This is a genomic window from Caballeronia sp. NK8 (assembly GCF_018408855.1).
Lineage (GTDB): Bacteria > Pseudomonadota > Gammaproteobacteria > Burkholderiales > Burkholderiaceae > Caballeronia.
In genome coordinates, this window is record NZ_AP024323.1 from 1 (window position 1) to 24,515 (window position 24,515).

General features: G+C 64.0%; 24 protein-coding genes. 17 read left to right on the forward strand and 7 right to left on the reverse strand.

Annotation, left to right across the window (positions count from 1 at the left end):
• On the forward strand, positions 1 to 1,365 hold the full coding sequence (locus NK8_RS14645; protein ID WP_162066894.1) for a replication initiation protein: 1,365 nt from the start codon (positions 1 to 3) through the stop codon (positions 1,363 to 1,365).
• Between the two features lie 54 nt (positions 1,366 to 1,419).
• Here the strand turns inward: NK8_RS14645 and NK8_RS14650 are convergent, their stop codons facing one another.
• Positions 1,420 to 2,484 (reverse strand): ParB/RepB/Spo0J family partition protein, encoded by a 1,065-nt coding sequence (locus NK8_RS14650; protein ID WP_213229601.1) that lies wholly within the window; start codon positions 2,482 to 2,484, stop codon positions 1,420 to 1,422.
• Positions 2,485 to 2,508: 24 nt separating this feature from the next.
• Positions 2,509 to 3,171: a ParA family partition ATPase gene (gene parA / locus NK8_RS14655; RefSeq protein WP_162066896.1), complete on the reverse strand. Its 663-nt coding sequence runs from the start codon at positions 3,169 to 3,171 to the stop codon at positions 2,509 to 2,511.
• A 281-nt stretch (positions 3,172 to 3,452) separates the two neighbouring features.
• Between parA and NK8_RS14660 the strand changes: the two genes are divergently transcribed.
• Positions 3,453 to 5,858 (forward strand): GNAT family N-acetyltransferase, encoded by a 2,406-nt coding sequence (locus NK8_RS14660; RefSeq protein ID WP_213229604.1) that lies wholly within the window; start codon positions 3,453 to 3,455, stop codon positions 5,856 to 5,858.
• On the opposite strand, the gene NK8_RS14665 is transcribed toward NK8_RS14660, so the two are convergent.
• A complete protein-coding gene (locus NK8_RS14665; protein WP_213230365.1) occupies positions 5,855 to 6,400 on the reverse strand; it encodes a hypothetical protein in 546 nt (181 codons plus the stop codon). The genes NK8_RS14660 and NK8_RS14665 overlap by 4 nt on opposite strands.
• Before the next feature lie 93 nt (positions 6,401 to 6,493).
• Positions 6,494 to 7,270 carry an IclR family transcriptional regulator gene (locus NK8_RS14670; RefSeq protein ID WP_162068184.1) on the reverse strand — a complete coding sequence of 259 codons (777 nt, stop codon included), beginning with the start codon at positions 7,268 to 7,270 and terminating at the stop codon, positions 6,494 to 6,496.
• Between the two features lie 221 nt (positions 7,271 to 7,491).
• Here NK8_RS14670 and NK8_RS14675 point away from each other — a divergent pair, with 221 nt between their 5' ends.
• From NK8_RS14675 to NK8_RS14715, 9 genes are read left to right on the forward strand one after another with little or no spacing between them, the layout of a single operon-like run.
• Positions 7,492 to 8,499: a sugar ABC transporter substrate-binding protein gene (locus NK8_RS14675; protein WP_162066899.1), complete on the forward strand. Its 1,008-nt coding sequence runs from the start codon at positions 7,492 to 7,494 to the stop codon at positions 8,497 to 8,499.
• The gene (locus NK8_RS14680) at positions 8,496 to 10,001 is read left to right on the forward strand and encodes a sugar ABC transporter ATP-binding protein (RefSeq protein ID WP_213229606.1); all 1,506 of its coding nucleotides are present in this window, start codon (positions 8,496 to 8,498) and stop codon (positions 9,999 to 10,001) included. Before NK8_RS14675 ends, NK8_RS14680 begins: the two co-directional genes overlap by 4 nt.
• The gene (locus tag NK8_RS14685) at positions 9,991 to 11,013 is read left to right on the forward strand and encodes an ABC transporter permease (protein WP_213229607.1); all 1,023 of its coding nucleotides are present in this window, start codon (positions 9,991 to 9,993) and stop codon (positions 11,011 to 11,013) included. The genes NK8_RS14680 and NK8_RS14685 overlap by 11 nt, the downstream gene beginning before the upstream one ends.
• An 11-nt stretch (positions 11,014 to 11,024) precedes the next feature.
• Positions 11,025 to 11,342 (forward strand): UxaA family hydrolase, encoded by a 318-nt coding sequence (locus NK8_RS14690; RefSeq protein WP_213229609.1) that lies wholly within the window; start codon positions 11,025 to 11,027, stop codon positions 11,340 to 11,342.
• A gap of 9 nt (positions 11,343 to 11,351) precedes the next feature.
• Entirely contained in the window at positions 11,352 to 12,620 is a 1,269-nt protein-coding gene (locus NK8_RS14695) for a UxaA family hydrolase (protein ID WP_162066902.1), read from the forward strand.
• Positions 12,621 to 12,653: 33 nt separating this feature from the next.
• A complete protein-coding gene (locus tag NK8_RS14700) occupies positions 12,654 to 13,703 on the forward strand; it encodes an aldo/keto reductase (RefSeq protein ID WP_213229611.1) in 1,050 nt (349 codons plus the stop codon).
• Complete coding sequence (locus tag NK8_RS14705; protein ID WP_213229613.1) at positions 13,700 to 14,533, forward strand: amidohydrolase; 834 nt, start codon at positions 13,700 to 13,702, stop codon at positions 14,531 to 14,533. The genes NK8_RS14700 and NK8_RS14705 overlap by 4 nt, the downstream gene beginning before the upstream one ends.
• Positions 14,534 to 14,585: 52 nt before the next feature.
• Complete coding sequence (locus tag NK8_RS14710) at positions 14,586 to 15,329, forward strand: SDR family oxidoreductase (RefSeq protein ID WP_213229615.1); 744 nt, start codon at positions 14,586 to 14,588, stop codon at positions 15,327 to 15,329.
• Positions 15,330 to 15,371: 42 nt separating this feature from the next.
• The gene (locus NK8_RS14715) at positions 15,372 to 16,220 is read left to right on the forward strand and encodes an ureidoglycolate lyase (protein ID WP_213229617.1); all 849 of its coding nucleotides are present in this window, start codon (positions 15,372 to 15,374) and stop codon (positions 16,218 to 16,220) included.
• A 71-nt stretch (positions 16,221 to 16,291) separates the two neighbouring features.
• Here the strand turns inward: NK8_RS14715 and NK8_RS14720 are convergent, their stop codons facing one another.
• Positions 16,292 to 16,732, reverse strand: a complete 441-nt coding sequence (locus NK8_RS14720) for a PaaI family thioesterase (protein WP_213229619.1) — start codon at positions 16,730 to 16,732, stop codon at positions 16,292 to 16,294.
• Positions 16,733 to 16,963: 231 nt separating this feature from the next.
• Here NK8_RS14720 and NK8_RS14725 point away from each other — a divergent pair, with 231 nt between their 5' ends.
• Complete coding sequence (locus NK8_RS14725; RefSeq protein ID WP_213230366.1) at positions 16,964 to 18,505, forward strand: methyl-accepting chemotaxis protein; 1,542 nt, start codon at positions 16,964 to 16,966, stop codon at positions 18,503 to 18,505.
• Positions 18,506 to 18,511: 6 nt separating this feature from the next.
• Here the strand turns inward: NK8_RS14725 and NK8_RS14730 are convergent, their stop codons facing one another.
• A complete protein-coding gene (locus tag NK8_RS14730) occupies positions 18,512 to 19,624 on the reverse strand; it encodes an AGE family epimerase/isomerase (RefSeq protein ID WP_225936303.1) in 1,113 nt (370 codons plus the stop codon).
• Between the two features lie 134 nt (positions 19,625 to 19,758).
• Here NK8_RS14730 and NK8_RS14735 point away from each other — a divergent pair, with 134 nt between their 5' ends.
• From NK8_RS14735 to NK8_RS14745, 3 genes are all read left to right on the forward strand, one after another.
• Positions 19,759 to 20,442, forward strand: a complete 684-nt coding sequence (locus tag NK8_RS14735; RefSeq protein ID WP_162066908.1) for an MgtC/SapB family protein — start codon at positions 19,759 to 19,761, stop codon at positions 20,440 to 20,442.
• A gap of 123 nt (positions 20,443 to 20,565) precedes the next feature.
• Positions 20,566 to 21,567 (forward strand): hypothetical protein, encoded by a 1,002-nt coding sequence (locus NK8_RS14740; RefSeq protein WP_213229621.1) that lies wholly within the window; start codon positions 20,566 to 20,568, stop codon positions 21,565 to 21,567.
• A gap of 252 nt (positions 21,568 to 21,819) precedes the next feature.
• Entirely contained in the window at positions 21,820 to 21,972 is a 153-nt protein-coding gene (locus tag NK8_RS14745; protein ID WP_174258038.1) for a hypothetical protein, read from the forward strand.
• A 73-nt stretch (positions 21,973 to 22,045) separates the two neighbouring features.
• On the opposite strand, the gene NK8_RS14750 is transcribed toward NK8_RS14745, so the two are convergent.
• Complete coding sequence (locus NK8_RS14750) at positions 22,046 to 22,336, reverse strand: hypothetical protein (RefSeq protein WP_162066910.1); 291 nt, start codon at positions 22,334 to 22,336, stop codon at positions 22,046 to 22,048.
• 94 nt (positions 22,337 to 22,430) lie between these two features.
• Here NK8_RS14750 and NK8_RS14755 point away from each other — a divergent pair, with 94 nt between their 5' ends.
• A complete protein-coding gene (locus tag NK8_RS14755) occupies positions 22,431 to 23,609 on the forward strand; it encodes a glycine betaine/L-proline ABC transporter ATP-binding protein (protein ID WP_213229623.1) in 1,179 nt (392 codons plus the stop codon).
• Complete coding sequence (gene choW, locus NK8_RS14760; RefSeq protein ID WP_162066912.1) at positions 23,602 to 24,504, forward strand: choline ABC transporter permease subunit; 903 nt, start codon at positions 23,602 to 23,604, stop codon at positions 24,502 to 24,504. The genes NK8_RS14755 and choW overlap by 8 nt, the downstream gene beginning before the upstream one ends.
• Positions 24,505 to 24,515: the final 11 nt, after the last annotated feature.

The following is a 24,515-nucleotide window of genomic DNA, read 5'->3' on the forward strand; positions in this document are numbered from 1 at the left end:
ATGGCCACCAAGCGCGCAAAGAAAACCGACGTAGTCAGCCCGAGTTCGGCGGAGTTGCGCAAGGCGGTCGAGGCCATTGCGATTCAGCCGAAGAGCGGCAAGATCACGCTGCTCACGAGAAAACTGTTCAACGTGCTGCTCGCGGTTGCCCAGCAGGCTGACGATTCCGGCGACACGTACCGCGCACTGCTATCGGATATCGTTGCGAACTCCGCGTTCGATTCGAACGATACCGCGCTGGTCAAAGAGCACTTGCGTCGGATGGTGTCCGTGCAGGTCGAGTGGAGCACTGGCACGTCGAGTCAGAAGCCCGGCCGCAAATGGGGCATTTCGACCCTGATCGCCGACGCCGAAATTCTCGAAGACCCGACGACACGCCGCGTATGGGTCGAATTTTCTTTCGCGCCCAAAATCAAGAAGAAGCTGCTGGATCCCGTGCAGTATGCGCGCCTGAGCCTGCAGTTTCAAAGTCAATTGCGCAGCAGCGCTGGCCTCGCGCTCTACGAAATCTGCGTCCGCTATCTGACCAACCCGAGCCATCTGACGATGCGGGAGACGTGGGAATGGTGGCGTCCTATCTTGTCCGGTACGCCCGACACGGAAGCCGGCGACGAGGCCAAGCGCGAGTACAAGTACTTCAAGCGCGACTATCTGCGTCCGGCTATCGCCGAGGTGAACGCGGTGACGAACATTTTCGTCGAACTGGTGGAGCATCGAGAGGGGCGGCGCGTCGCTGAAATCCAGTTTCGCGTGACCGAACGCAAGCAGCCGATGCTCGCGCTCGATGAACATCCGAATGTGTTCGACAGCACGCTCGTCGACCGGATGGTGAAGATCGGCATTCCGCTCAAGGACGCACAGACCCTGTACGCCGATAGCGAGGAAAATCGTATTCGCGCCGCTTTGCAGATGACGGAGCAGCGTATGCGCAGCACATCGTTGCCGCCGGTTCGCAGCGCAGCGGCGCTGTTCAAGGATGCGCTCAAGAAAGGCTATGCGCCGCCGGTCGAGGCGTTGCCTCCGGCCGCGAGCGGCACGGCCGTCCGCACGCCGGCGACCGTCTCGGCCGCCGCCGACGATCTCAAAGCCCGTTTGCTCAGCGAATTTTCAGCTTACCGTCGCAAGGAAGCGCGCGTGCTGTACGACGAGCAAGGTGAGGAAGAACGGGAGCTCGCGCGTCAGTCGTTCGAGGAAGATGTGTTGCCGGGACTGGGAACGCACATGCGCGATGACTGGCGCAAGCGCGGATTGGGTTCGAAGCTCGCCGAGACATCTTTTTTCGACTGGCTTGCTCGCAAGACCTGGGGCGAGCCCACGGACGGCGACTTGCTGGCATTTACGTTGAATCAGTCGCGCGTCGGTTGATGCCGCTCGCCTGGAAGGGCCACCGAAGGACGACTTCGGCGGCCACACATCGCATTACTTCTTGGTCTCGTCAGGCTTAAGCATCAGTTCGATCTGATGCAGCAGTTCATCGCGCTTTTCGCGGGACAAGCCGCGCAGACGCAACTCGAGACGATCCTCTCCGTAAGACTTCAGATCGCCTACCGCTATGCCATCGAGTTTGATCTCGAGACGCTGCGCATAGCGCTGGCGGCCAGGCGTCTTCGGCGCTTCCTGCGCGCTTGCGCGCCCCTTGACGATATCGGCGACCTGGCGCGTGCTCAGATCGTCGGACGCGATCTTGTTGATGAGCCGCAGTGTGGCATCGCTGCCGCGCGCGGTGTGATAACGGGTTATCTGATAGGCCATGTTCGAGCCGAACCGGTCCGGGCGCGCAACCATCTCGTGCATGACGTTCTCTGGCAGCTTTGCGATCGACAGCGCCACGGCGATCGTCGATTCGTCGAGGCCCAGATGATCCGCCAGTTCGCGCTGGCTCTGAAAGTGCTGCTCGTCGAGGAAGCGCCGCCAGACCACTGCATTGTCGAATACGGTCTGCGAGTCGCGCTGAACGTTCAGGTCATAGCCCAGCTTGTAGCTCTGAATGCCGATCGGCAAATCGACCACCACCGCCTTCACCGTTTCCTTGTTCGCCTCTTTCAGCGCCCGCACGCGGCGACCGCCATCGCTGACAAAAAACGTCCCCGGATTCTCGTAGTCGGGGATGACGTGGATGGCCTGCTGCTGTCCCTGCTTCGCGAGATTGACGGCCAATTCCGCGATCGATGTCTTGAGATAGAAATGGCGCGGATTGAACGGGCTCGGCTTGATCGACTTCAATGACAGTTCGATCACTTGTCCCGCCGTGTAGCGATTCGCGCGTCGCCACGCCCGGTATTCATCGGACTCCGGCCCGGTAGCGACATCGCTGGGTTCGTCGGCGACGAACGCGCTGGACCGGCCGTTCGCCGCGGCTTGTCCCACGTGCTGGATATCGACGATGCCGTCGATCGCATTGAGCCGGTCGAGTGCCGTGCGCTTCTCGCTGCTCGTCGAGTCGGGGCGGGCCTTGAAGCCCTTTGCAAACTGGGACGGTTTCATTCAGGGTCCTTTATGCGCATAAAGTCAGGGGAGCATGCCGAGGATCTCGTCGGCCACGGCGCGGATCTCCGTGGCAGCGAGGCGCGATCCCCGATCGCTCATTTGAAGTACGGTCTGTCCGAGCGCCATCGCCTGCTTGTAGCACTCGCGCGTGGGGATCTGGGTCTTGAGCAGAGGAAAGCCGAGTTCCTCGAGCGCGACCTTGAGCTCGCGCGTGAGCATGCGCTTCTCTTCGGTCTTGTTGAGGAGGAAAACGGCGCGCAGATCTTCGTTCATTACCTGCGCTTGCTGTACGAGCTTGACGAGACCGACGCTCGACCAATAATCCGCCGGCGATGACGACGTCGGAATCACGGCCACGCTTGCCGCGAGCAGGACAACGCCGGAAACCTTCTCCGTGATCGACGGCGGGCAATCGACCACGATGATGTCGTAGTCGTTGACGAACTTCTTGATCTCTCGATGGATCTGCCCTCCCGCTTCAGAGAGGTTCACAACGGGAAATGGAATCCCGCTCTCGCCATCCGATCCGGCGCTCGACCAGTGAATCAGCGTGTTCTGACCATCTGCGTCGACGACCAGCACACGCTTTTTCTTTTCGTGAAAGGCCGCACCGAGATGCATGGCAATCGTGCTTTTGCCGACGCCGCCCTTCTGCTGCGTGATCGCTATGATTTCCGCCGCCACGTTCTGCTCCGATTTTTGAAGTCCGTTGAATTCTACATTGGCGTAATCATTTTTCCAGTGTTAATCATCAACAAATGACAATCGTTGGCCATTCAGCCGAGGTTTATGCGCATAAAGTCGGTGAGCGTTCAGGAGACCTCGGCGGACGACGGTGCGAGGCGACCTTTATGCGCATAAAGTCTCCCGCGCCTCACCCGATGCGAAACGTCCCACGTCATCACCGCTGGAAAAAATCGCCTATCCTAGGCGCTGTCCCAACCGTCGCCCATGCCGGAGACTTCATGACCGTTCGCAATCTGGATATCCTGTTCGCGCCGAAGTCGATCGCAATCGTGGGTGCCTCGTCGCGCGCGGGCAGCATCGGCGAGATGGTCTGGACGCATGCGTCGTGTGCAGGATTCAAAGGCCCGCTTTGGCCGGTCAACCCAAAGTACGATTCGCTGGGCGGCGAAACGGTCTTTCGCGACATCGATGCGCCGCCCGATGCGCCGAATGTCGCCGTGCTCTGCACAAAACCGCGCACATGGCCGGACCTCGTCGAGCGTCTGGGCCGGCGCGGTACGAAAGCGGTGGTGATAGTCGGCGAAGCGAAGCAGCGCGGCGAGTCATCGGGCACTGACACGGATCAATGGACCGCTCGCGCGCTTGCGGCGGCCCGCCCTTTTCTCGTGCGCGTCGTCGGACCCGCGAGTCTGGGCGTGGTGACGCCCGCCATCGGCGCGTGTCTCGGCGCGCCCGCGTGCAGCGTGAAGTCCGGTGGCGTCGCGTGGGTCTCCGGCTCGAATGCGTTGACGAACGGCGTGCTGGGCTGGGCGCGTGCACGCGGGCTCGGCTTTTCGCGCATCGTCGCTCTCGGCGATGAAGCCGATGTCGATTCCGGCGATATCCTCGATTTCCTTGCGAGCGATGCATCCACGCGCGCGATCCTGCTTGCCATCGAAAACCTCAAATCGGCGCGCAAGTTCATGTCCGCGGCGCGCGCCGCCGCACGGAACAAGCCGGTGCTCGTGCTTCGTACCGGTCGCGATGATCCGTTCGACCGTCTCTATGGCGCCGCCTTCCGTCGCGCCGGCCTGGTCCGCGTCGATTCGCTCGACGATCTGCTCGACGAAATCGAAACCCTTGGTATCGGCCGCGTTGCGGCAAGCGACGTGGCGACCGTCATCACGAGCGATCGCGGCGTCGCGGCGCTCGCCCGGGACGCGTTCAGCGCCGCCGGCGATGACCTCGCGCAATGGCCTGCGGCCGCACGCGATGCCATCGCGGCAGCTCTGCCGCGCGCTCACGCGGGCAATCCGCTGCTGCTCGGCGACGACGCCACGCCGGCCGATTTCGGCGCCGCGCTCGAAGCGCTCGCGGCGCATCGCGAGACCGGCACGGTATTTGTCGTGCATGCGCCGACTCACAGCGCGCCCGTCGCGAAAGTCGCGGAGACGCTGATCGCCGAGCGGCGCCACGCTTATCGCGGATTGCTGGCGTGCTTTTTCGGCTGCGCCGATGCGGCCACGCGCGATGAACTGCACGCGAACGGCATACCCGTGCATACGACGCCCCATCGGCTCGCGCGTGGTTTCGCGCGTCTGGTCGACTTTCGGCAAGGCCGCGAATTGTTGATGCAAACGCCCGATGGCCTGCCCGTCGATATCCCGGAAGACATCGATGCCGCGCAGTCCGAGATCCGCGGCGCACTCGCAAACGGCATCGCCGAACTGAACGGCGAACGTGCGGCGCGCGTGCTCGCACGCTTCGGCATCACGGTGAAACCAGGACCGCCCGATTCACTGACGAGCGACGCCGTCGAGATTCAGGCGCGCCTGCTCAACCATCGCGTCTTTGGCCCGGTCTTCGAGTTCAGGGCCGAAGGCGCGCTTGGCCTCGCGGACGCGCTGCATGAATTCGCGTTGCCGCCGCTCAATCCGATTCTGGCGCGCGATCTCGTCATGCGCTCGCCGCGCTCGCGCGAATTGCCCGCCGAGGCGCTCCTCAACGCGCTGACATCGCTGTCGCAACTCGTTTGCTATATCGAAGAAATCGTCGCGCTGAAACTCACGCTGCGCGTGACGCGCGATTCGGTTGCCGTTCACGAGCCGCAACTCACGTTGGGCGCGCATCGCAAGCCGCTTGCGATCGTCCCGTATCCGCGCTGCCTCGAAGAGACGCTCGACTGGCGTGGCATGCGCGTCACCGTGCGGCCGATTCGTCCCGAGGATGAAGACGCGCACGCCGCGTTCGTCGCCGCGAATACCGCCGAAGATTTGCGCCTGCGTTTTTTCGGTGCGGTGCGCAGCTTCGATCATTCGCAGCTCGCGCGCATGACGCAGATCGATTACGACCGCGAAATGGCGCTGATCGTGACGCGGGCCAATGGCGATGGGGTGCGCGAGACGCTCGGCGTGGCGCGCGCGATCGCCGATCCCGACAACGAGACCGCCGAATTCGCCGTGGCCGCGCGCTCGGATATGAAGGGGAGAGGGTTGGGGTCGCTGCTGCTGTCGCGCATCATCGACTACGCGAAAAATCGCGGCACGCGCTGGATGATCGGCGAAGCGTTGCGCGAGAACGCCGGCATGATCGCGCTCGCGCGCAACAGCGGCTTCGAGTTGACGAAGACCGAAGACCCGGGCGTCGTCGGCTTCAGAATGCGGCTGTGCGATACGCCGTCACAGCCGCGCGCCGATCAGGCTTAGGCCGCAAGTTTCTCGAGCGCTTCGTCGACCTGAATGCGCGATAGCGAAAGCTCGTCGAGCAATGCTTCGGCATACGTATTTCCCGTTTCTTTTTCGAGCCGCGCGATCGTCAACGCGCAACGCGACGTGTCCTTCAAGGTCGCGATGAATCCCTTCACCGATTGCCCCGACGTGAACGCCTCGAACAGCGGCACGCGAATTTCCTCGGGCAACGCGCGCGACGTCCACTGATACGGCTTGCCGTTATGCGTCAGTTGCGGCGGCAGCGTGCGCTCTTTCTTCGCGGCGGGAATCAGGCCGAAGGTGCGCGCCGCATCGCCGATCTGCTCGGCCGAGAAAAGCTCATCGGGCGTGATGTCGAATTGCGCGATATACGTTTCGATCGTCTGCATCGCGGCCGCGCGATCGTCGCGCTTCTTCTGCGCGCGCGCGACGATCTCGCGCAGCTCGTCGGCTTCGTCGGACGTGATCGTGAAATTGGCCTGCTTTTGCTGGAGTTCGGTGAAGCGGAGGAATTCGGAATCTGAAAGGAGTTTCGCCATCGGGAATGCGTCGGGTTGAACAAGACGGCGCGTCATTGCGGCGCGCCGTCATTTTGAGAGGGCCGCCATTCTAACGCGCGGAGCGTGCGCCGTTCAGTCGTGCACCATCGAAAGCGAATCCGCCGCGTCCCGCAGAAGCGCGGTCACGTCGTCGATCGACGGCGCCACGTACTCGTCGATCCGCCGCATATACGGGCAGGTGAGGGCGGCGATCGCCTGGCCGGACGGCCCGAGCAACGGAAACGTCACGTCCGTCACGCCGAAGGTCTGCTGGCTGTCCTTCTTCGAATATCCGACCGCACGAACCTGCTGATAGTCGGCGTCGAGCACCGCGCGATCGAGTTCGAGTTCGCCTTTGACCTTCGTATGCTCGGCGAGCATGTGCTCGCGCTGCTCGTCGGTCTGGAACGCGAGCATCACGCGGCCCGAGCCGGTATCGATCAGGCCGACGCGCGAGCCGAGCCGCACCGAAATGCCCCACGTGCCGGGGCCGTCCACTTGCGCGATGACGAGCAGATTGCCGCGATCGTAGACCGCCAGATGCACAGATTGCTCGGCCGCGTCCGCGAAACGCTGCATCACCGGCAGCGCTTCGGCGATGAGCCGGTTCATCGGCGGATGACGATGCGCGAGCGCGTAGAGCTTTAGGCTCAGCGAATAACGATCGCCTTCGGGCGAGCGCACGACGTATTGCCGCGCGACCAGTCGCTCCAGCATCCGATACATCTCGCTTGCGTTGCGTCCGAGCAGCTTCGTGATCTCGGCACGCGTGAGCCCCGATTTCTGCTCCGACAGCAATTCGAGGATATCGAGGCCCTTGTCGAGCGCGGGCGCGCGATAGCGGTCGGCGTCGTTGTCTTCAACGTCCATGTGCAGTCTGGGTCGGTTCATGAATCGCGCGAGTTTAAGCCTTTTGTCATCGAACGAAAAATCCGGCTAGGGAAACTACGTACCGGTTTCGCCATGCTTCGTCCTTGACTTCGAATTGTGCGTATATGAATAATACGTTCACTGATGAATCAATGCACCGGTCGTTTTCCGCAGCCCCACGTTGCAGTCACCAAGAACAGCACACATCAGGAGACAAGCAGATGAAGTTCACCCGGAAACTCGCCGTCGTCGCCGCGCTCGCGGCGGCTGGCACCATCGGCATGGCCCATGCGGCCGAAAGCGGCAAAGTCGGCCTCGGCCTGCCGCTGCTGACCTCGCCGTTCTGGCAGTCGTACAACAACTACCTGCCGAAATACGCGAAGGAGATGGGCCTCGATATCCTCGCGCCCGTCAATTCGAACGGCGATCCCGCGCAACAGATCACCGACATGAACAACCTGCTGAATCTGGGCGCGCGCGGCATCGTCGTCGGGCCGCTCGATTCGGCGGCGATCAGCCGGGCACTCGACGCGTCGTCGGCCAAGAGCGTGCCGGTCGTCGCGGTGGATGTCGCGCCGACGCAGGGCAAGGTCGCGATGGTCGTGCGCGCCGACAACCGCGCGTATGGCACCAAGTCGTGCGAGTACATCGGCGAACACGTGAAGTCGGGCAAGGTCGTGCAGATCATGGGCGATCTGGCGTCGGTGAACGGCCGCGACCGCTCCGAGGCATTTCGCGCGTGCCTGAAGAAATATCCGTCGCTGAGCCTGCTGGAGATTCCGGCCGCGTGGAAAGGCGACGCCGCCGCGACCGCGCTCGACAGCCTGCTGACCGCGAATCCCGACGTGAAGGCGATCTACATGCAGGCGGGCGGCGTGTATCTGTCGCCGACGCTGCAGACGCTGCGCCGCAAGCAACTGCTGGTGAAGGCGGGCGATCCGAAGCACATCGTGATCGTGAGCAATGACGGCATCCCGCAGGAATACGATGCGATCCGGCGCGGCGAGATCGACGCGACCATCTCGCAGCCCGCCGATCTGTACGCGAAATACGGTCTCTTCTATATCAAGGCCGCGCTCGCCGGACAGAGCTTCAAGCCCGGTCCGACCGATCACGGCAGCACGATCGTGCAGCGCGCGCCCGGCATTCTGGAGGATCAGTTGCCCGCGCCGCTCGTGACGAAGACCAATGTCGACGACAAGTCCCTCTGGGGCAACAACATCAAATGAGCGCGCCCGTCGTTGAAGCGATCGGGCTGACCAAGCGCTACGGCTCGACCGCCGCACTCGCCGACGTCACGATGCGCGTGCTGTCCGGCGAATCGCATGCGCTCGTCGGGCGCAACGGCGCGGGCAAATCGACCCTCGTGTCGATGATCACCGGCCTGCGCCGTCCCGACGCCGGCGAGATCCGCTTCGGCGGCGAGAGCGCGCCGCCGCTCGTCGATCGCGATGCCTGGCGCGAGCGCGTCGCGTGCGTCTATCAGCATTCGACGATCATCCGCGAGTTGTCGGTGGCCGAGAACCTGTTCATCAACCGGCAGCATCGGCGCGGCGGCGTGATCGACTGGCGCGCGATGCGCCGCGACGCCCGCGCCTTGCTCGGTCACTGGAAGATCGACGTGCGCGAGGATGCGCGCGCGGGCGATCTGACGGTCGAGGCGCGGCAGCTCGTGGAAATCGCGCGGGCGCTGTCGTACGGTGCGCGCTTCATCATCCTCGACGAGCCGACAGCACAGTTGGACGGCGAGGAGATCAAGCGTCTCTTCAGGCGTATCGAAGAGTTGCAGCGCGAAGGTGTCACTTTCCTGTTCATTTCCCATCACTTGCAGGAAGTGTACGAAATCTGTCAGGCAGTGACCGTTCTGCGCGATGCCCGGCATATCGTCAGCGCGCCGGTTTCGGCGTTGCCGCGCGACAAGCTGATCGAAGCGATGACGGGCGAGCAGGGCGGTCTCGCCGTCGCGGATGCGGCCGCGCGTGCGCCTCTGTCCGCCGATGCACCGATCGCGCTGTCCGTGTCCGATCTCTGCGGCGACGACTACGGCGACGTGAGCTTCGCCGTGCGGCGCGGCGAAGTCATCGGCCTGACGGGCGCGACGACGAGCGGCCGCACGAGTGTCGCGGAAGCCATCGCCGGTTTGAAGGCGCAGCGCAGCGGCGCGATCGAGGTCGATGGCCGCGCGCTGCCTCCCGGCGACGTGCCTGCCGCGCTCGCGCGTGGCGTCGGCTGCGTGCCGAAGGACCGGCATCGCGAAGGACTGGTGCTGTCGCAATCCGTCGCGGAGAACGCGTCGATGACGATCGCGCGCACGCTCGGGCGCTTCGGCATCGCGTCGCCGGCGCAGAAGAACGCGTTCGGACGCCGCATGATCGCGGCGCTCGGCATCAAGACGCAGGGGCCTGAGCACATCGTGTCGGGCCTGTCGGGCGGCAATCAGCAAAAAGTGGTGATGGCGCGCGCGCTCGCCACCGATCCGAACGTGCTCGTGCTCATCGATCCGACCGCCGGCGTCGACGTGAAGTCGAAAGAAGCGCTGCTCGGCGTCGTCGAGCGCGTGCGCGAGGAAGGCAAGGCGGTGCTCGTCGTCTCCGGCGAACTCGACGACCTGCGCACCTGCGATCGCGTGCTCGTGATGTTCCGGGGCGCCATCGCCGCCGAATTCCCTGCCGGTTGGCAGGACCATGAACTGATCGCATCCGTCGAAGGAGTGAGTCTCCATGAAGCATGATGTTTCCAGTCCCGCGATGGCCGGCGTGCCGATGCAGCGGCCGCGCCCGCGCATCGAACTCGCACGCTTTCGCGATCTTGCGCTATTGCCCGCGCTCGCGTTGCTGCTCGCGATCGGCGCGTTCGTCAGCCCGAGCTTTCTGACGCAGGCGAATCTGATCAGCATTCTCGGCGCGTCGGCGGCGCTTGCGCTCGTCGTGCTCGCCGAATCGCTGATCGTGCTGACGGGCAAGTTCGATCTGTCGCTCGAATCGACGGTCGGCATCGCGCCCGCCGTCGGCGCGATGCTCGTGATGCCCGCGGCGTCGGCGGGCTTCGGCCTCGAATGGCCGGCGGCGGCGGGGCTCGCGGCGATCGTCGTCGTGGGCGCGGCGGTCGGTTTCATCAACGGCTTTCTGGTCGTGCGGCTGCGCCTGAACGCGTTCATCGTCACGCTCGCAATGCTGATCGTGCTGCGCGGCATGCTCGTCGGCGCGACCAAGGGCGGCACGCTGTTCGACATGCCGCCGTCGTTCTTCACGCTTGCGACCACGCTCGTGCTCGGCCTGCCGCTCTCTGTCTGGCTCGCGGCGGCGGCCTTCGCGGTCGCGGCGTTCATGCTGCGTTACCACCGGCTCGGCCGCGCGCTCTACGCGATCGGCGGCAATCCGGAAGCGGCGCGCGCGGCGGGCATTCGCGTCGAGCGCGTCACCTGGGGCGTGTTCGTGCTGGGCAGCGTGCTCGCGTCCATCGGCGGGCTGATCGTGACGGGCTATGTCGGCGCGATCAACGCGAATCAGGGCAACGGCATGATCTTCACGGTGTTCGCCGCGGCGGTGATCGGCGGCATCTCGCTCGACGGCGGCAAGGGCACGATGCTGGGCGCGCTGTCAGGCGTTTTGCTGCTGGGCGTCGTGCAAAACCTCCTGACACTTGCGCAGGTTCCGTCGTTCTGGATTCAGGCGATCTACGGCGCGATCATCCTCGGCTCGCTGATGGTGGCGCGGCTCGCGGGCGGCGAAGCGCAAACTTGAGGTATCGAACGATGCAAACCAACACCGATCCGCGTCTCATTCTGCTGAGTCCGGAAGACAACTGCCTGATCGCTGCCGCGCGCCTGCCGCAAGGCGAAACGCTGCTGATCGAAGGCGAGACCGTCACGCTCGCGACGACCATCGAACTCGCACACAAGGTCGCGCGGCGCGCGCTGTCGAAGGACGACAAGGTGCTGCGCTACGGCGCGATCATCGGCCACGTCAGCGCCGATGTCGCGCGCGGCGCGCATCTGCATACACACAATCTCGAAAGCGACTACATCCCGACGTACACGCACGATGCCGGACACGCGTACGTACAGCACTGAAGAACAGTCATGAACACTCCCGCACTGCAAGGCTTTCTCCGCGCCGATGGCAAGAAGGGCATCCGCAATGTCGTCGCGGTGGCGTATCTCGTCGAATGCGCGCATCACGTCGCGCGCGAGATCGTCACGCACTTCCGTCCATCGTTCGACGCGTTCGATGCCTTCGATCCGCAAGCCGAAGCGCCCGTGCATCTGATCGGCTTTCCCGGCTGCTATCCGAACAGCTACGCCGAAAAGATGCTGGAGCGCCTCTGCACGCATCCGAACGTCGGCGCGGTGCTGTTCGTCTCGCTCGGCTGCGAGAGCATGAACAAGCACTATCTCGCCGATGTCGTGCGCGCGAGCGGCCGTCCCGCCGCCGTGCTGACGATTCAGGAAAAAGGCGGCACGCGCAGCACGATCCAGAACGGTCTCGACTGGGTGCGCGAGGCGCGCGCGACGCTCGCCTCGCAACCGAAAGTGCCGATGGCGCTCGATGAACTGATCGTCGGCACGATCTGCGGCGGCTCGGACGGCACGAGCGGCATCACGGCGAATCCGGCTGTGGGCCGCGCGTTCGATGCGTTCATCGATGCGGGCGCGTCGTGCATCTTCGAGGAAACGGGCGAGCTCGTCGGCTGCGAATTCCATATGAAGCGGCGCGCGGCGCGGCCCGAACTCGGTGATGCGATCGTCGATTGCGTGCAAAAGGCCGCGCGCTATTACACGACGATGGGCCACGGCTCGTTTTCCGTCGGCAACGCGGACGGCGGGCTGACGACGCAGGAAGAGAAATCGCTCGGCGCGTATTCGAAAAGCGGCGCATCGCCGATCGTCGGCATCATCAAGCCGGGCGATGTGCCGCCGACCGGCGGCCTGTATCTGCTCGATGTCGTGCCGGACGGCGAGCCGCGCTTCGGCTTTCCCAACATCAGCGACAACGCGGAGATCGGCGAGCTGATCGCGTGCGGTTGTCACGTGATTCTCTTCACGACCGGACGCGGCTCGGTGGTCGGCTCGGCGATCTCGCCGGTCATCAAGGTCTGCGCAAATCCGTCGACGTATCGCAATCTGTCCGGCGACATGGACGTCGACGCGGGCCGCATCCTCGAAGGCCGCGCGACGCTCGACGAAGTAGGCCGCGAAATTGTCGATGTCACCGTTGCGGTGGCGGCGGGCGCGGCGTCGAAGTCGGAAGCGCTCGGGCATCAGGAATTCATCCTGACTTACAAAGCCTTCGAACCGGTCGGCCCCGCGTGTTTGCCCGCGAGCGTGGGACGCGTTACTGTGGCGGCTTGAGTTTCGCCATCTCAAATCATTCGGAGTTTGCAGATGACCGCAGAAGCGCAAGCAGCAGTTTCACGTCGACGCAAAATTGGCCGTACCGATCTGGACGTGACCGCGCTGTCGCTCGGCACCGCGCCGCTCGGCGGGCTGTATCACGAGCTCACGGAAGAGGAGGCGCGCGCGACCGTCGATGCCGCATGGCAGGCCGGCCTCCGCTTCTTCGATACCGCGCCGCACTACGGCCACACGAAGGCGGAGCATCGTCTCGGCGATGCGCTGCGGCGTTATCCGCGCGGCGAGTATGCGTTATCGACCAAAGTCGGCCGCCGCTTCGTCCCGCGCACGACTCCCGACGACGGCAGCGAGGGCTGGGCCGCGCCGCTGCCGTTCCAGGCAATCTACGACTACACCTACGACGGCATCCTGCGCTCGTTCGAGGACAGCCAGATGCGGCTCGGCATGATCGATATCGACATCGTGCTGATTCACGACATCGGCCGCGTCACGCACGGCGAGCGCAACGCGCATTACTGGAAGCAACTGACCGACGAAGGTGGTTTCCGCGCGCTCGACGAACTGAAGCAATCGCGCGGCGTGAAGGCGGTCGGGCTGGGCGTGAACGAAGGCGCGGCCGTGATGGAGGCGATGGCCGAATTCGATATCGACTGCGCGTTGCTCGCGGGCCGCTACACGCTGCTCGAACAGAACACGCTCGACGATTTATTGCCTGAATGCGAGAAGCGCGGCGTGAGCATCCTGCTCGGCGGCGCGTTCAACTCGGGCATTCTCGCGCGCGGTCTCGATGCGAACGCGCACGGCGATCTCAAGTTCAATTACGGCGATGCGCCGAAGGACATCGTCGAGCGCGTCGGCAAGCTGGAGCGCGTGTGCCGCGAACATGGCGTCGCGCTCTCGGCGGCGGCCATCCAGTTTCCTTATGCGCATAAAGTCGTCGCCACGGTGCTGATGGGCGCGCGCACGCCGGATGAAGTGCGCGAAAACGCGGCCTCGTTCGCGACGCCGGTTCCGCCCGCGCTGTGGGACGCGTTGCGCGCCGAAGGTCTGCTGCACGCGAATGCGCCGGTGCCGCGATGAATATTGACTCACATCAGCATTACTGGGATCCGTCACGCGGCGATTATGGCTGGCTCACGCCGGACATGAAGCCGCTGTATCGCGTATTCGGCCCCGACGATCTCGCGCCGCTTCGCAACGCAGCCGGCGTTCAGAAAACGGTCGTCGTTCAGGCCGCGCCGACAGTCGACGAAACGCGCTATCTGCTCGATCTCGCGCGCCGAGACGATTCGATCGCGGGCGTCGTCGGCTGGGTGCCGCTCGATTCGCCGGATGCAGCGAAGATCATCGACGAACTCGCGCGCGAACCGAAGTTCAAGGCCGTCCGCCCGATGCTGCAAGACCTGCCTGACGATACCTGGATCGAACACGCACCGCGCAAGGACGCGATCGAGCGCCTGATCGAACACGATCTCGCCTTTGATGCGCTGATCTTCGCGCGGCACGTGCCGTCGCTGATCCGGTTCGTCGAGCGTTATCCGGCGTTGCGCGTGGTGGTCGATCATGGCGCGAAGCCGCCGATTCGCGATGGCGTCGATGGCTGGCAACCCTGGGCCGATGGCATCGCGCAACTCGCGGCGTTACCGCAGCGACTGCTCTGCAAACTTTCCGGCCTCGCGACCGAAGCAAAAGAAAGCTGGACCGACGAAACGCTGAAACCCTACGTCGCGCATCTCATCGAACATTTCGGCGCGGCGCGTCTGATGTGGGGCAGCGACTGGCCCGTGCTCGACCTGAACGGCAGTTACACTGGCTGGCACAGCACGGCCAAAAACCTCACGTCTCATCTCGAAAAGGCCGAACAGGACGCGATTTTCGGCGCCAACGCCCGCGCGTTCTATCGCCTCTGAAACGGCTGATATACCCGGCATGTCTCAAAAAACACTTCGACTGGAGCAGTAGATGGTACAAAGACTGGCAGGCAAGACGGCGCTGATCACGGCGGCGGGACAGGGCATCGGGCTCGCGACGGCCGAGCTTTTCGCGGCGCAGGGCGCGCGCGTGATCGCGACGGACATCCGCACCGAATCGCTCGACGGCAAGCCCTTCGAAGTGCGCAAGCTCGATGTGCGCGACACGCAGGCGATCAACGCGCTGGCCGACGAGATCGGCGCGATCGACGTGCTGTTCAACTGCGCGGGCTTCGTGCACGCCGGCTCGATTCTGGAAGCAAGCGAAGAGGACTGGGATTTCGCCTTCGACCTGAACGCCAAGGCGATGTATCGTACGATTCGCGCTTTCCTGCCGAAGATGCTGGAAAAAGGCGGCGGTTCGATCATCAACATGTCGTCGGCGGCGTCGAGCGTGAAGGGCGTGCCGAACCGCTTCGTGTATGGTGCGTCGAAGGCGGCCGTGATCGGTCTCACGAAGGCTGTCGCCGCCGATTTCGTCACGCGCGGCGTCCGCTGCAATGCGATCTGCCCCGGCACCGTGGAGTCGCCGTCGCTGAAGGACCGCATCGCGGAGCAGGCGCAGGCGCAGGGCGCGAGCGTCGATCAGGTGCAGGCGGCGTTCGTCGCGCGCCAGCCGATGGGACGCGTCGGCCGCGCCGAAGAGATCGCGGCGCTCGCGCTCTATCTCGGCTCGGACGAATCGTCGTTTACGACGGGCCAGATTCACATCATCGACGGCGGCTGGTCGAACTGACCACGCCCTCATTCTTTTTCGGAACCAGGAGGATCAAACCAGATGAAGCTGCTTCGTTACGGCCCCAAGGGTCAGGAAAAACCGGGTCTGCTGGATGACGAGGGCCAGATTCGCGATCTGTCGAAGGTCGTCGATGACATCGCCGGCGCGACGCTGACCGATGCGGGCCTGGCCAAACTGCGCGCAACCGACATCGCGTCGCTGCCGGTGGTCGATGGCAATCCGCGCATCGGGCCGTGTGTCGGGCGTGTCGGCAAGTTCGTGTGCATCGGGCTGAACTACGCGGATCACGCCGCCGAATCGAATCTGCCGGTGCCGACCGAGCCGGTCATCTTCAACAAGTGGACGAGCGCGATCAACGGCCCGGACGACGACGTGGAAATCCCGCGCAACTCGGTCAAGACCGACTGGGAAGTCGAACTCGGCGTGGTGATCGGCAAGGAAGCCAAGTACGTCGACGAAGCGAACGCGCTTGATTACGTCGCGGGCTACTGCGTGATCAACGACGTCTCCGAGCGCGAATGGCAGCTCGAGCACGGCACGCAATGGGACAAGGGCAAGGGCTTCGACACGTTCGGCCCGATCGGTCCGTGGCTCGTCACGAAGGACGAAGTCGCCGATCCGCAGAAGCTCGATCTGTGGCTCGAAGTCGACGGCAAGCGCTATCAGAACGGCAACACGAAGACGATGGTCTTCACGGTCGCGCAACTGGTCGCGTATCTGTCGAAGGTGATGAGCCTGCAGCCGGGCGATGTCATTTCGACGGGCACGCCGCCGGGCGTCGGCATGGGCGTGAAGCCGAACGCGGTGTATCTGAAGGCCGGGCAAACGATCCGCCTCGGCATTCAGGGTCTCGGCGAGCAGACGCAGAAGACCGTCGCGGCGCAGTAACGCGCACGCGTAGCAAACAAAAAACCTCGCCGCGGCGAGGTTTTTTGCTTGATAGGACGGAGATTGAAGAATCAGGCGTGATATACCGGTTCGGCGGAGACGCCCTCGCCGATGCGCGTGATCGTGCCCTGCGCGACCGCGACGAGCCGCTCGGCGCCGCCGTCGGTGACGAACACGTCGCACTGGCAGGTCGCCTGCGTCATGCCCGCATGCACCACGCGCGCGCGGGCCATCAGCGTGCCGGAGACGGCCGGGCGCAGATAGTTGATCTTGTACTCCCCGGTGACGACCTTCGGCCCGAGCCGCAGCGCGCCCGCGAAGGTCAGCGCGTTGTCCACGAGATAACTGACCACCCCGCCGTGCACGAAACCGTGTTGTTGCCTCAGCTCGTCCCTGATCGTCAGACACAGCGTGAGACTCGCTGAATCGACCTGCATCAGCTTGGTTCCGAGCAAGGCGCTGAACGGTTGCGCATTCAGCGCACCGCGCGCGATATCGACGATTTCGGCCATTCGGACACTCCTTGGGTGGGTTCGGTGCCGTCCTGCAAAGACAATAGATACCGTTCGCGCCCACTGCAAGGAAGTGACGCAAATATTGTGCAATGGAACGTTTCCGGCGGCGTCCCGCATTCGCGTAGACACGCCGCGCGGCAAACGATTCAAGCTTTCCGGCCTGGTTGCCGTAAACCCGCACTATCCCCGCGATGGGCGGGCCTATTTCGGAAAGTGTGGGTGCAAGAGATGTTCGGAAAGATCAAGGTTTCATCGGGTTTGCTCGCGGTTCTGGTGGTGTTCTGTCTCTTTCAGCTGGTCACGGAAGGACTCGGTTTCTGGTCGCTCTCGCGCACGCATGACGATGTCGGCAACCTGTCCGATATCGCCTTGAAGCAGGTCAACGCGGTCAACAAGACCACGCAGCATCTGATGGACGCGCGCATCAACCTTTCGCGCGCCGGCACGCGCATGGTGCGCGGCGGCTCCGAGCCGACGGAGATCGTCCAGCACGCGCGCGAGCAGATCGCGGCGGCGGACAAATCGTTCACAGCGTTCCTGAACGCGCCGAAGACGGGCGAGGAAAACGCGGCGCGCACGGCCGCGCTGCAGGCGAAGTACGCCGACTATTCGAAGGCGTTGAGCGAGCTCGTGCAGTATCTCGACGCGGGCAATATTCAGGCGTTTCTCGACCAGCCGACGCAGGGCTTCCAGGATCGCTATCTCGCGGAGCAGCAGAACTTCGTCAATTTCGGCGATGAAGCGGGCCGCGCCTATCTTTCGTCGATCGACACGCGTTACGCGTGGTTCCGCGCGGTGGGCATCGTGATTCTCGTCGCGCTGATCGCGGGCATCGCGCTGGTGCACGTCGCGCTGCGCCGTGGCGTGATCGAGCCGCTGGAAGAAGCGGGCCGGCATTTCGAGCGCATCGCGAAGGGGCGTCTCGATGAGCGCATCGAGGATCGCGGCAGCAACGAAATCGGCCGCCTGTTCGCGGGCCTCGCAACGATGCAGGCGAGCGTCGCGAGCACCGTGAAGACCGTGCGCGAGACATCCGATTCGATCAACTTCGGCGCCGACGAAATCGCGAGCGGCAACGCCGATCTCTCCGCACGCACGGAGAATCAGGCGGCTTCGCTCGAAGAAACCGCATCGAGCATGGAAGAGCTGACCGCGACCGTGCGCCAGAACGCCGAGCACGCGCGCGAGGCGAACACGCTCGCCGGCGACGCGCTCAGCGCGACCTCGCGCGGCTCCAGCGTGGTCGACGATGTCGTCGAGAAGATGCGCGGCATCGCGTCGAGCTCGGACAAGATCGCGGAGATCATTTCGGTCATCGACGGCATCGCGTTCCAGACCAATATCCTCGCGTTGAATGCGGCCGTCGAGGCGGCGCGCGCGGGTGAGCAGGGGCGCGGCTTCGCGGTCGTGGCGGGCGAAGTGCGCGGCCTCGCGCAGCGTTCGGCGCAGTCGGCGAAGGAAATCAAGGAACTGATCGGCGAATCGGTGGCGCAGGTAAGCGACGGCTCCGTGCTGGTCGAACGCGCGGGCGCGGCGATGCGCGAAGTGTCGGCGTCGATTTCACGCGTCACGCAGATGATGGCGGAAATCAGCGCGTCGTCGCTGGAGCAGAGCGTGGGCATCGAGCAGGTCAATCAGGCCGTCACGCAAATGGACGAGATGACGCAGCAGAACGCGGCGCTCGTCGAGCAGGCCGCGGCGGCCGCGTCGTCGCTGCATGAGCAGACGCGGCAACTGAAGGCGGCGGTTTCGGTGTTCCAGCTCGCCTGATTCCGCTCAGTCCGGCAGCGCCGCGTACGACGTCGCGAGGTGGTACGGCGTCGTCGACGGCATTTCCGCGCGGGTGATGTCGCCCTTGTCGGAGCGGCATTCGACCCAGCCCGTCTCATGCAGGAAACGCGCGCCAAAACGCGCGATCTGCTGGCCGGCGTCGTCGCCGCGCGTGGCCAGCGCGCGCAGATATTCGGTCTGCGCCCAGATGCGCTGCGTGCCGTCGATCACGCGGCCGGTTTCGTCGAGCGCGGCGCACACGGCCCCCGTTTCCCGGTCGACGCCGTATTGCTGCGCGAAATCGAACGCGCGCGCGAGTCTTTCGTTGAGCCCCGCCGCTTCGAACGCGGCGTGCTTGCTCCCCAGCGCCAGAAAATACCATTCGAACTGATGGCCCGGCTCCAGCCGGTTGCCTGGCGTGCCCATCGGCAATTCGGCGATCGCGCCGCTCGGCTCGTGCACGAACGCATCCGCGACGGACTGCGCCAGCAACGCGAGGCGCTTGTCGTAGGCGGCGTCGCCGGTTGCCTCGCGCGCGGCGAGCCACGCTTCGGCGAGATGCATCAGCGGATTCTGCAAGGGCGTTTCGAGCGTCGCGCCGAAGTCCTCGGAGAGCGCCGCGTTCAGCAGATCGCCATTGCTCGAAAAACGCGCCTCGATGAGCCGCGAGGTTTCATCGAGCAGCGCAAAGGCGTCCGCCGAGCCGCTCTTTTTCGCGTAATGCGCGCACGCGAAAACGACGAACGCATGCGTGTACAGATCCTTCTGGCGCTCCAGCGGCGCGCCGCTCGCATTCACGCTGTAGAACCATCCGCCGTTTCGTCTGTCCTGAAAATAGTGCCGTAGCGATTCGAAGAGTGTCGCGGCGTGCGCGAGATCGCCGGCTTCCGAGAATACGAAGAGCTGGCGCGCGCAGGCCATCGCGCGATAGCGCTTTGGCGGCAGCGGCGCATGATCGTCCGGCGCGACGGCTTCATAGGCCAGCCCGAGCGCCGCATTGAAGCCCGGCCCGCGCCAGATGGGCAGCACGATGTTCGAGAAATGCGCGCGCAACTGCGCGGCGGAATCCGGGCTCGCCGATTGCATCGGCTGCGAAGCGTTTGATTGCTGATCCTGCATACGGAGACTCTTATGGGTCCGAGGGGCGCGTGGCCTTCGAGGCACACGCAACAGGAAAGGATAGCAAAACCGGCCCGGCGCGCGCCGCGTCTTCGCAAGGCGCGTCGTGCTTCTTACCGAGAGGAGGCTAAAACATGTTGGGAAATATCGAAATCGTGTCGCGGCTCGTGATGGCCGCCGCGCTCGGCAGCGTGATCGGCTTCGAGCGTGAGCGGCTTTCGTGGGCGGCGGGACTGCGCACGCACATGCTCGTGTGCGTCGGCTCGGCGCTCATCATGATCGTGTCCGCGTACGGTTTTGCGGATGCGCTGAAGAACGAACACGTCGTGCTCGATCCGTCGCGGGTCGCGGCGCAGGTCGTGTCGGGCATCGGCTTTCTCGGCGCGGGCTCGATTCTGCTGCGTGGCGAAATCGTCCGCGGGCTGACCACGGCGGCGAGCCTCTGGTCGGTCGCGGCAATCGGGCTTGCGGTCGGCGGCGGGTTGTACACGGCGTCGATCGCGGCCACGGCGATCATCCTCATCATTCTGGCGGGGATCAAGCCGCTCGAACGCCGCTTCATCAGCGTGAAGCAGCGCCGCCAGCTGACGATGCTCGTGGAGCGCGGCTCGCTCAGCTTTCATGCGCTGCACGAGGCGCTCGGGCCCGGCAGCGTGCGCGTGAAGCAGTTCGTCGTGCAGCAAAGCGACGATTCGCCCGATCTGGACGAGGTGCGGGTAGAACTGTCGCGCGCATCGGCTCTGGAATATCAGGCGATCTGCGAGCGTTTGCGACAACTCGACGTCGTGCGCGAGTTTCGCGAGGACGATGCGACCTGAATTCATCGTGATGATGCTGGTTTGCGCACGCGGCCATGCGACAATGCGGCCTCTCGAAAATAATCGCCGACGCGCCGGTGTGCCTTGCATGCCGGGCCATAGAGGCCGCCGTCTTTCGAACCTATGCCAGATTCCGCAGTAAAGAGAGATCCTGATTCCGCCGTACCCTCGCGCCGTCGACGCGCAGCGCAGGCCACGTCATCCAGCGCCGATACCGAAAAGAAGCTCGCCCGCGCCGCACGCTCGGCGCAGCGTCTCGCTCAACTGAGCGACGGCGCGCGCGGCGGCGAAACGCTCGACCTGTTCGCCGACGACGCCGAACGCGCACATTTGCAGGCGCTCAACACCGATATCCGTCAGGGTACGTTCGAAGGCTTCGAGTTGCCAGAGGTGTTTCTCGCGGCAGTGCAATCGAATTGCGGGACGGCGTCGCAGGGCGCAAGCGGCGAGACCAGACGCGCGGCGCGCGAAAGCGTGGCGCCGGTCGCACCGGTGCAGGGGCTGTTTCCGGAAGAACCGACGCCGCCAGTCAAAACGGGCGCACTTGCCGCTGTCGCGACGCGATCCGCGAGCATCAGCACGTCCGTCGCGCCGGATAGCGCGCCGCATTCGGTTGCCGCTATCGCCTCGGCGCTGATCGCGAGCGATCGCGGCGATCGCACCGGCAGTGCGCCGCTTGCGAAGCCGCACGCACCCGAACTCGACCGCGCCCGCGCCACCGCATTCGCCGACACCATCGACGCGCTGTACGCCGTGGTCGCGGAACAGCGCACGTCCACGGCCGCCCACGCACGTCGCATGAAGACGATGCTGACGATCATCGTCTGCGTGATGCTCGTCACGGTGGCGACCGGCATCGCGCAGACGGCCGTGCTGCTGCACATGAGCCGCGACGGCAAGGTCCAGCAGGATCGCATGGAGCAACTGATGCTCAATCAGCAGGCGACGCTCGCCTCGCTCTTCGATACCGATTCCTCGACCGTCAGCTTGCGCCTCACGCACGGCATGTCCGATGTGCCGCGCGACTCCGACGGCACCGCGCCCGTTCAGCCCGTCAACGCCAGCAAGCGCGTTTCCGCGCCGAACCAGCACGCGCACCATCGCGCCCCTTCATCGGCGCACTGACCCTCGTTGTCACATTCCTGCGACACCCCGCCCTGCGGCGGCGTGTCGCGCTTTCGCGCGTCTTGATAGCACGAGGCCGTCGCACGGGCGTTTCCCACCCGGCCCTCTTTTTTGAGATCGCCGGGCCGGTAATTATGTAGAAAAACTACTGACTTCTTATCCGAAAAATGTTGCGTTGCACTAGAAATCGATCAGGGCAAACCCTATAATCCGCTCTAAGGGAAAACCCTCTATCGCTAACCGGAGTCAGACATGAGCTACCTCTTCGCCCTGCTGCAAAAATTTGCTTCGCTGTTCGAATCGCCGCATCTGCCGATGGACAAAGACTACTCGTATCAAGCGCGTTTCCGTGAATCGGAGCGCAAGCGCAAGGCACGCGGCACGGCTTTCGGCATCCGCCTGTAATGCGCGTCTGATGGCGGCGCGGGAAACACAACACCAGCAATACGCGACGGCACATGCCGCACGACCCGCCCGCTCATTTTTCTTGTTCTTGTAGTTTTTCTAGCATTTTTCTGCCGTTCCCAGCGTCACTTCGGACGTATCTACCTTCTGCGCTCCACGCGCGCGACGCAGTTTGCTCCCTTTCGTTCTGCTGACGCGCTGCTTCTCGCGCCGCCTGCATCGAAAAAAAGCCTTCCGACTTGTTCTGGCGCGACACGCCGAAAATCGCAAGATCGTTCTCTTCGCTGCCCGCAAACCCTTGTCCAGCAAGGCTCCGCCTCGTTCCAAAGAACGCGCTCCTTATTCCAGTGTCGTATTTCCACATGTGGTTGTCGCAAATAGTCGGCTGATGCGACTTTTTTCTGGCAACTATGTATGCAGAGCGTGGACGCGCGTCCGCGCACGCCAGGAGATATTCGATGAATTCCCCCAAGGTAGTAGTCGAGGGACTGTGCAAGGTGTTCGGCAACAGTCCCAAGCAGGCGCTCGACATGCTGGCCGGCGGCGCGACGAAGGAAGAAGTCTTCAAGCGCACCGGACAGATCGTCGGCGTCCATAACGTCTCCTTCGACGTCAAGGAAGGCGAGATATTCGTGCTCATGGGCCTGTCAGGCTCGGGCAAATCCACGCTGATCCGGCTCATCAACCGGCTCGTCGAACCGACCGCGGGCAAGGTGCTGATCGACGGCCGCGACGTGGCCGCCGTGCCGCGCTCGGAACTCACGTCCCTGCGCCGCAAGGACATGAGCATGGTGTTTCAGTCCTTCGCGCTCATGCCGCAGCGCACCGTTCTTTCCAACGCCGCATTCGGCCTCGAGGTCGCGGGCGTCGGCAAGAAGGAGCGCGAAAAGCGTGCGATGACCGTGCTGGAACAGGTCGGCCTCGCGCCCTTCGCGCAGAAGCTGCCCGCGCAGCTATCGGGCGGCATGCAGCAGCGTGTGGGCCTCGCGCGCGCACTCGCGGTGAACCCTTCGCTGATGATCATGGACGAGGCGTTCTCCGCACTCGACCCGCTCAAGCGCAAGGAAATGCAGAATGTGCTGCTCGATCTGCAACGCGAGCAGCGCCGCACGATTCTCTTCGTGTCGCACGATCTGGAAGAAGCGATGCGGATCGGCACGCGCATCGCGATCATGGAAGGCGGCCGCGTCGTGCAGATCGGCACGCCGCAGGAAATCATCACCAATCCCGCCGACGACTACGTGGAAGCGTTCTTCGAAGGCATCGACACGAGCCGCTATCTGACCGCCGGCGATCTGATGCAGATCGACGAAGTGCCGCTCATGAAACACTCGCCGCAGATCGACGCATCGAGCGTTGCGGCGACGCTCAACGGCAGTGCGGACTACGCCTTCGTGCTCGACGGCGAGCGCCGCATCCGCGGCTTCGTCGGGCGCGACGCCAACGGCAATGCCGCGCCGCAGATCAGGCCCATCGAATGCATCGCGCGCAGCATGGCGCTCGATGAAGTCGTGAACCGGGTGGTCGCGAGTCCGGCGCCGCTGCCCGTCGTCGAGGCGGACGGCTCGTATTGCGGTTCGATCAACAAGAGCAATGTCCTGAAGGTCCTTACGCACCATCGAGGTTCCCATGTCTGAAATCATTCCGCTTGGCAGTTGGGTGGACCACGGCGTCCACTATCTCCTCGATCACGACGCGAAAACCTTCGACTCGATCGGCAAGGTTATCGAAACATTCGCCGCGGCGGTCGAGCACGGCCTGCAGGCCATCCCGATGTGGCTCCTGATGGCGATCTTCGTCGGCATTGGCTTGTGGCGCGTCGGCTGGCGATTCGCGGCGTTCGTGCTCGCTTCGCTACTGCTGATCTACGCGACCAACTTCTGGGATCAGATGGTCATCACGCTGGGCCTCACGCTCTCGTCGACGATCATCAGCCTGATGCTCGGCATACCGCTTGGCATCTGGACCTCGAAGAGCCGTTACGTCGAGATGGGGGTGCGCCCGGTGCTCGATCTGATGCAGACGATGCCCGCCTTCGTCTACCTGATTCCGGCTGCGATGCTGTTCGGCCTGGGCCGCGTGCCGGGCATTCTGGCGACCGTCATCTTCGCGATGCCGCCGGCCGTCCGACTCACCGCGCTCGGCATCAAGCAGGTGAATCGCGAGATCGTGGAAGCGGGGCAGGCCTTCGGTTGCACGTCGTTCCAGCTGCTCTACAAGGTGCAGATTCCGAACGCGTTGCCGTCGATCATGACCGGCGTGAACCAGACGATCATGATGGCGCTGTCGATGGTGATCATCGCGTCGATGGTCGGCGCGGGCGGTCTCGGTAACGACGTGCTCGCATCGATCCAGCGTCTGGATATCGGCCTCGGCTTCGAGAGCGGCTTGTCGGTGGTGTTGCTGGCGATCATTCTCGACCGCATCACCGAGAGCTTCGGACGGATGCCCGGCATGGCGCGCGCCCCGCTGTTCGCAGGTCTCAGGAGCGTGATGAAAGTGCGCCGCACGCCTGCGACGCAACAAGGCTGAGAGGCTTGAAA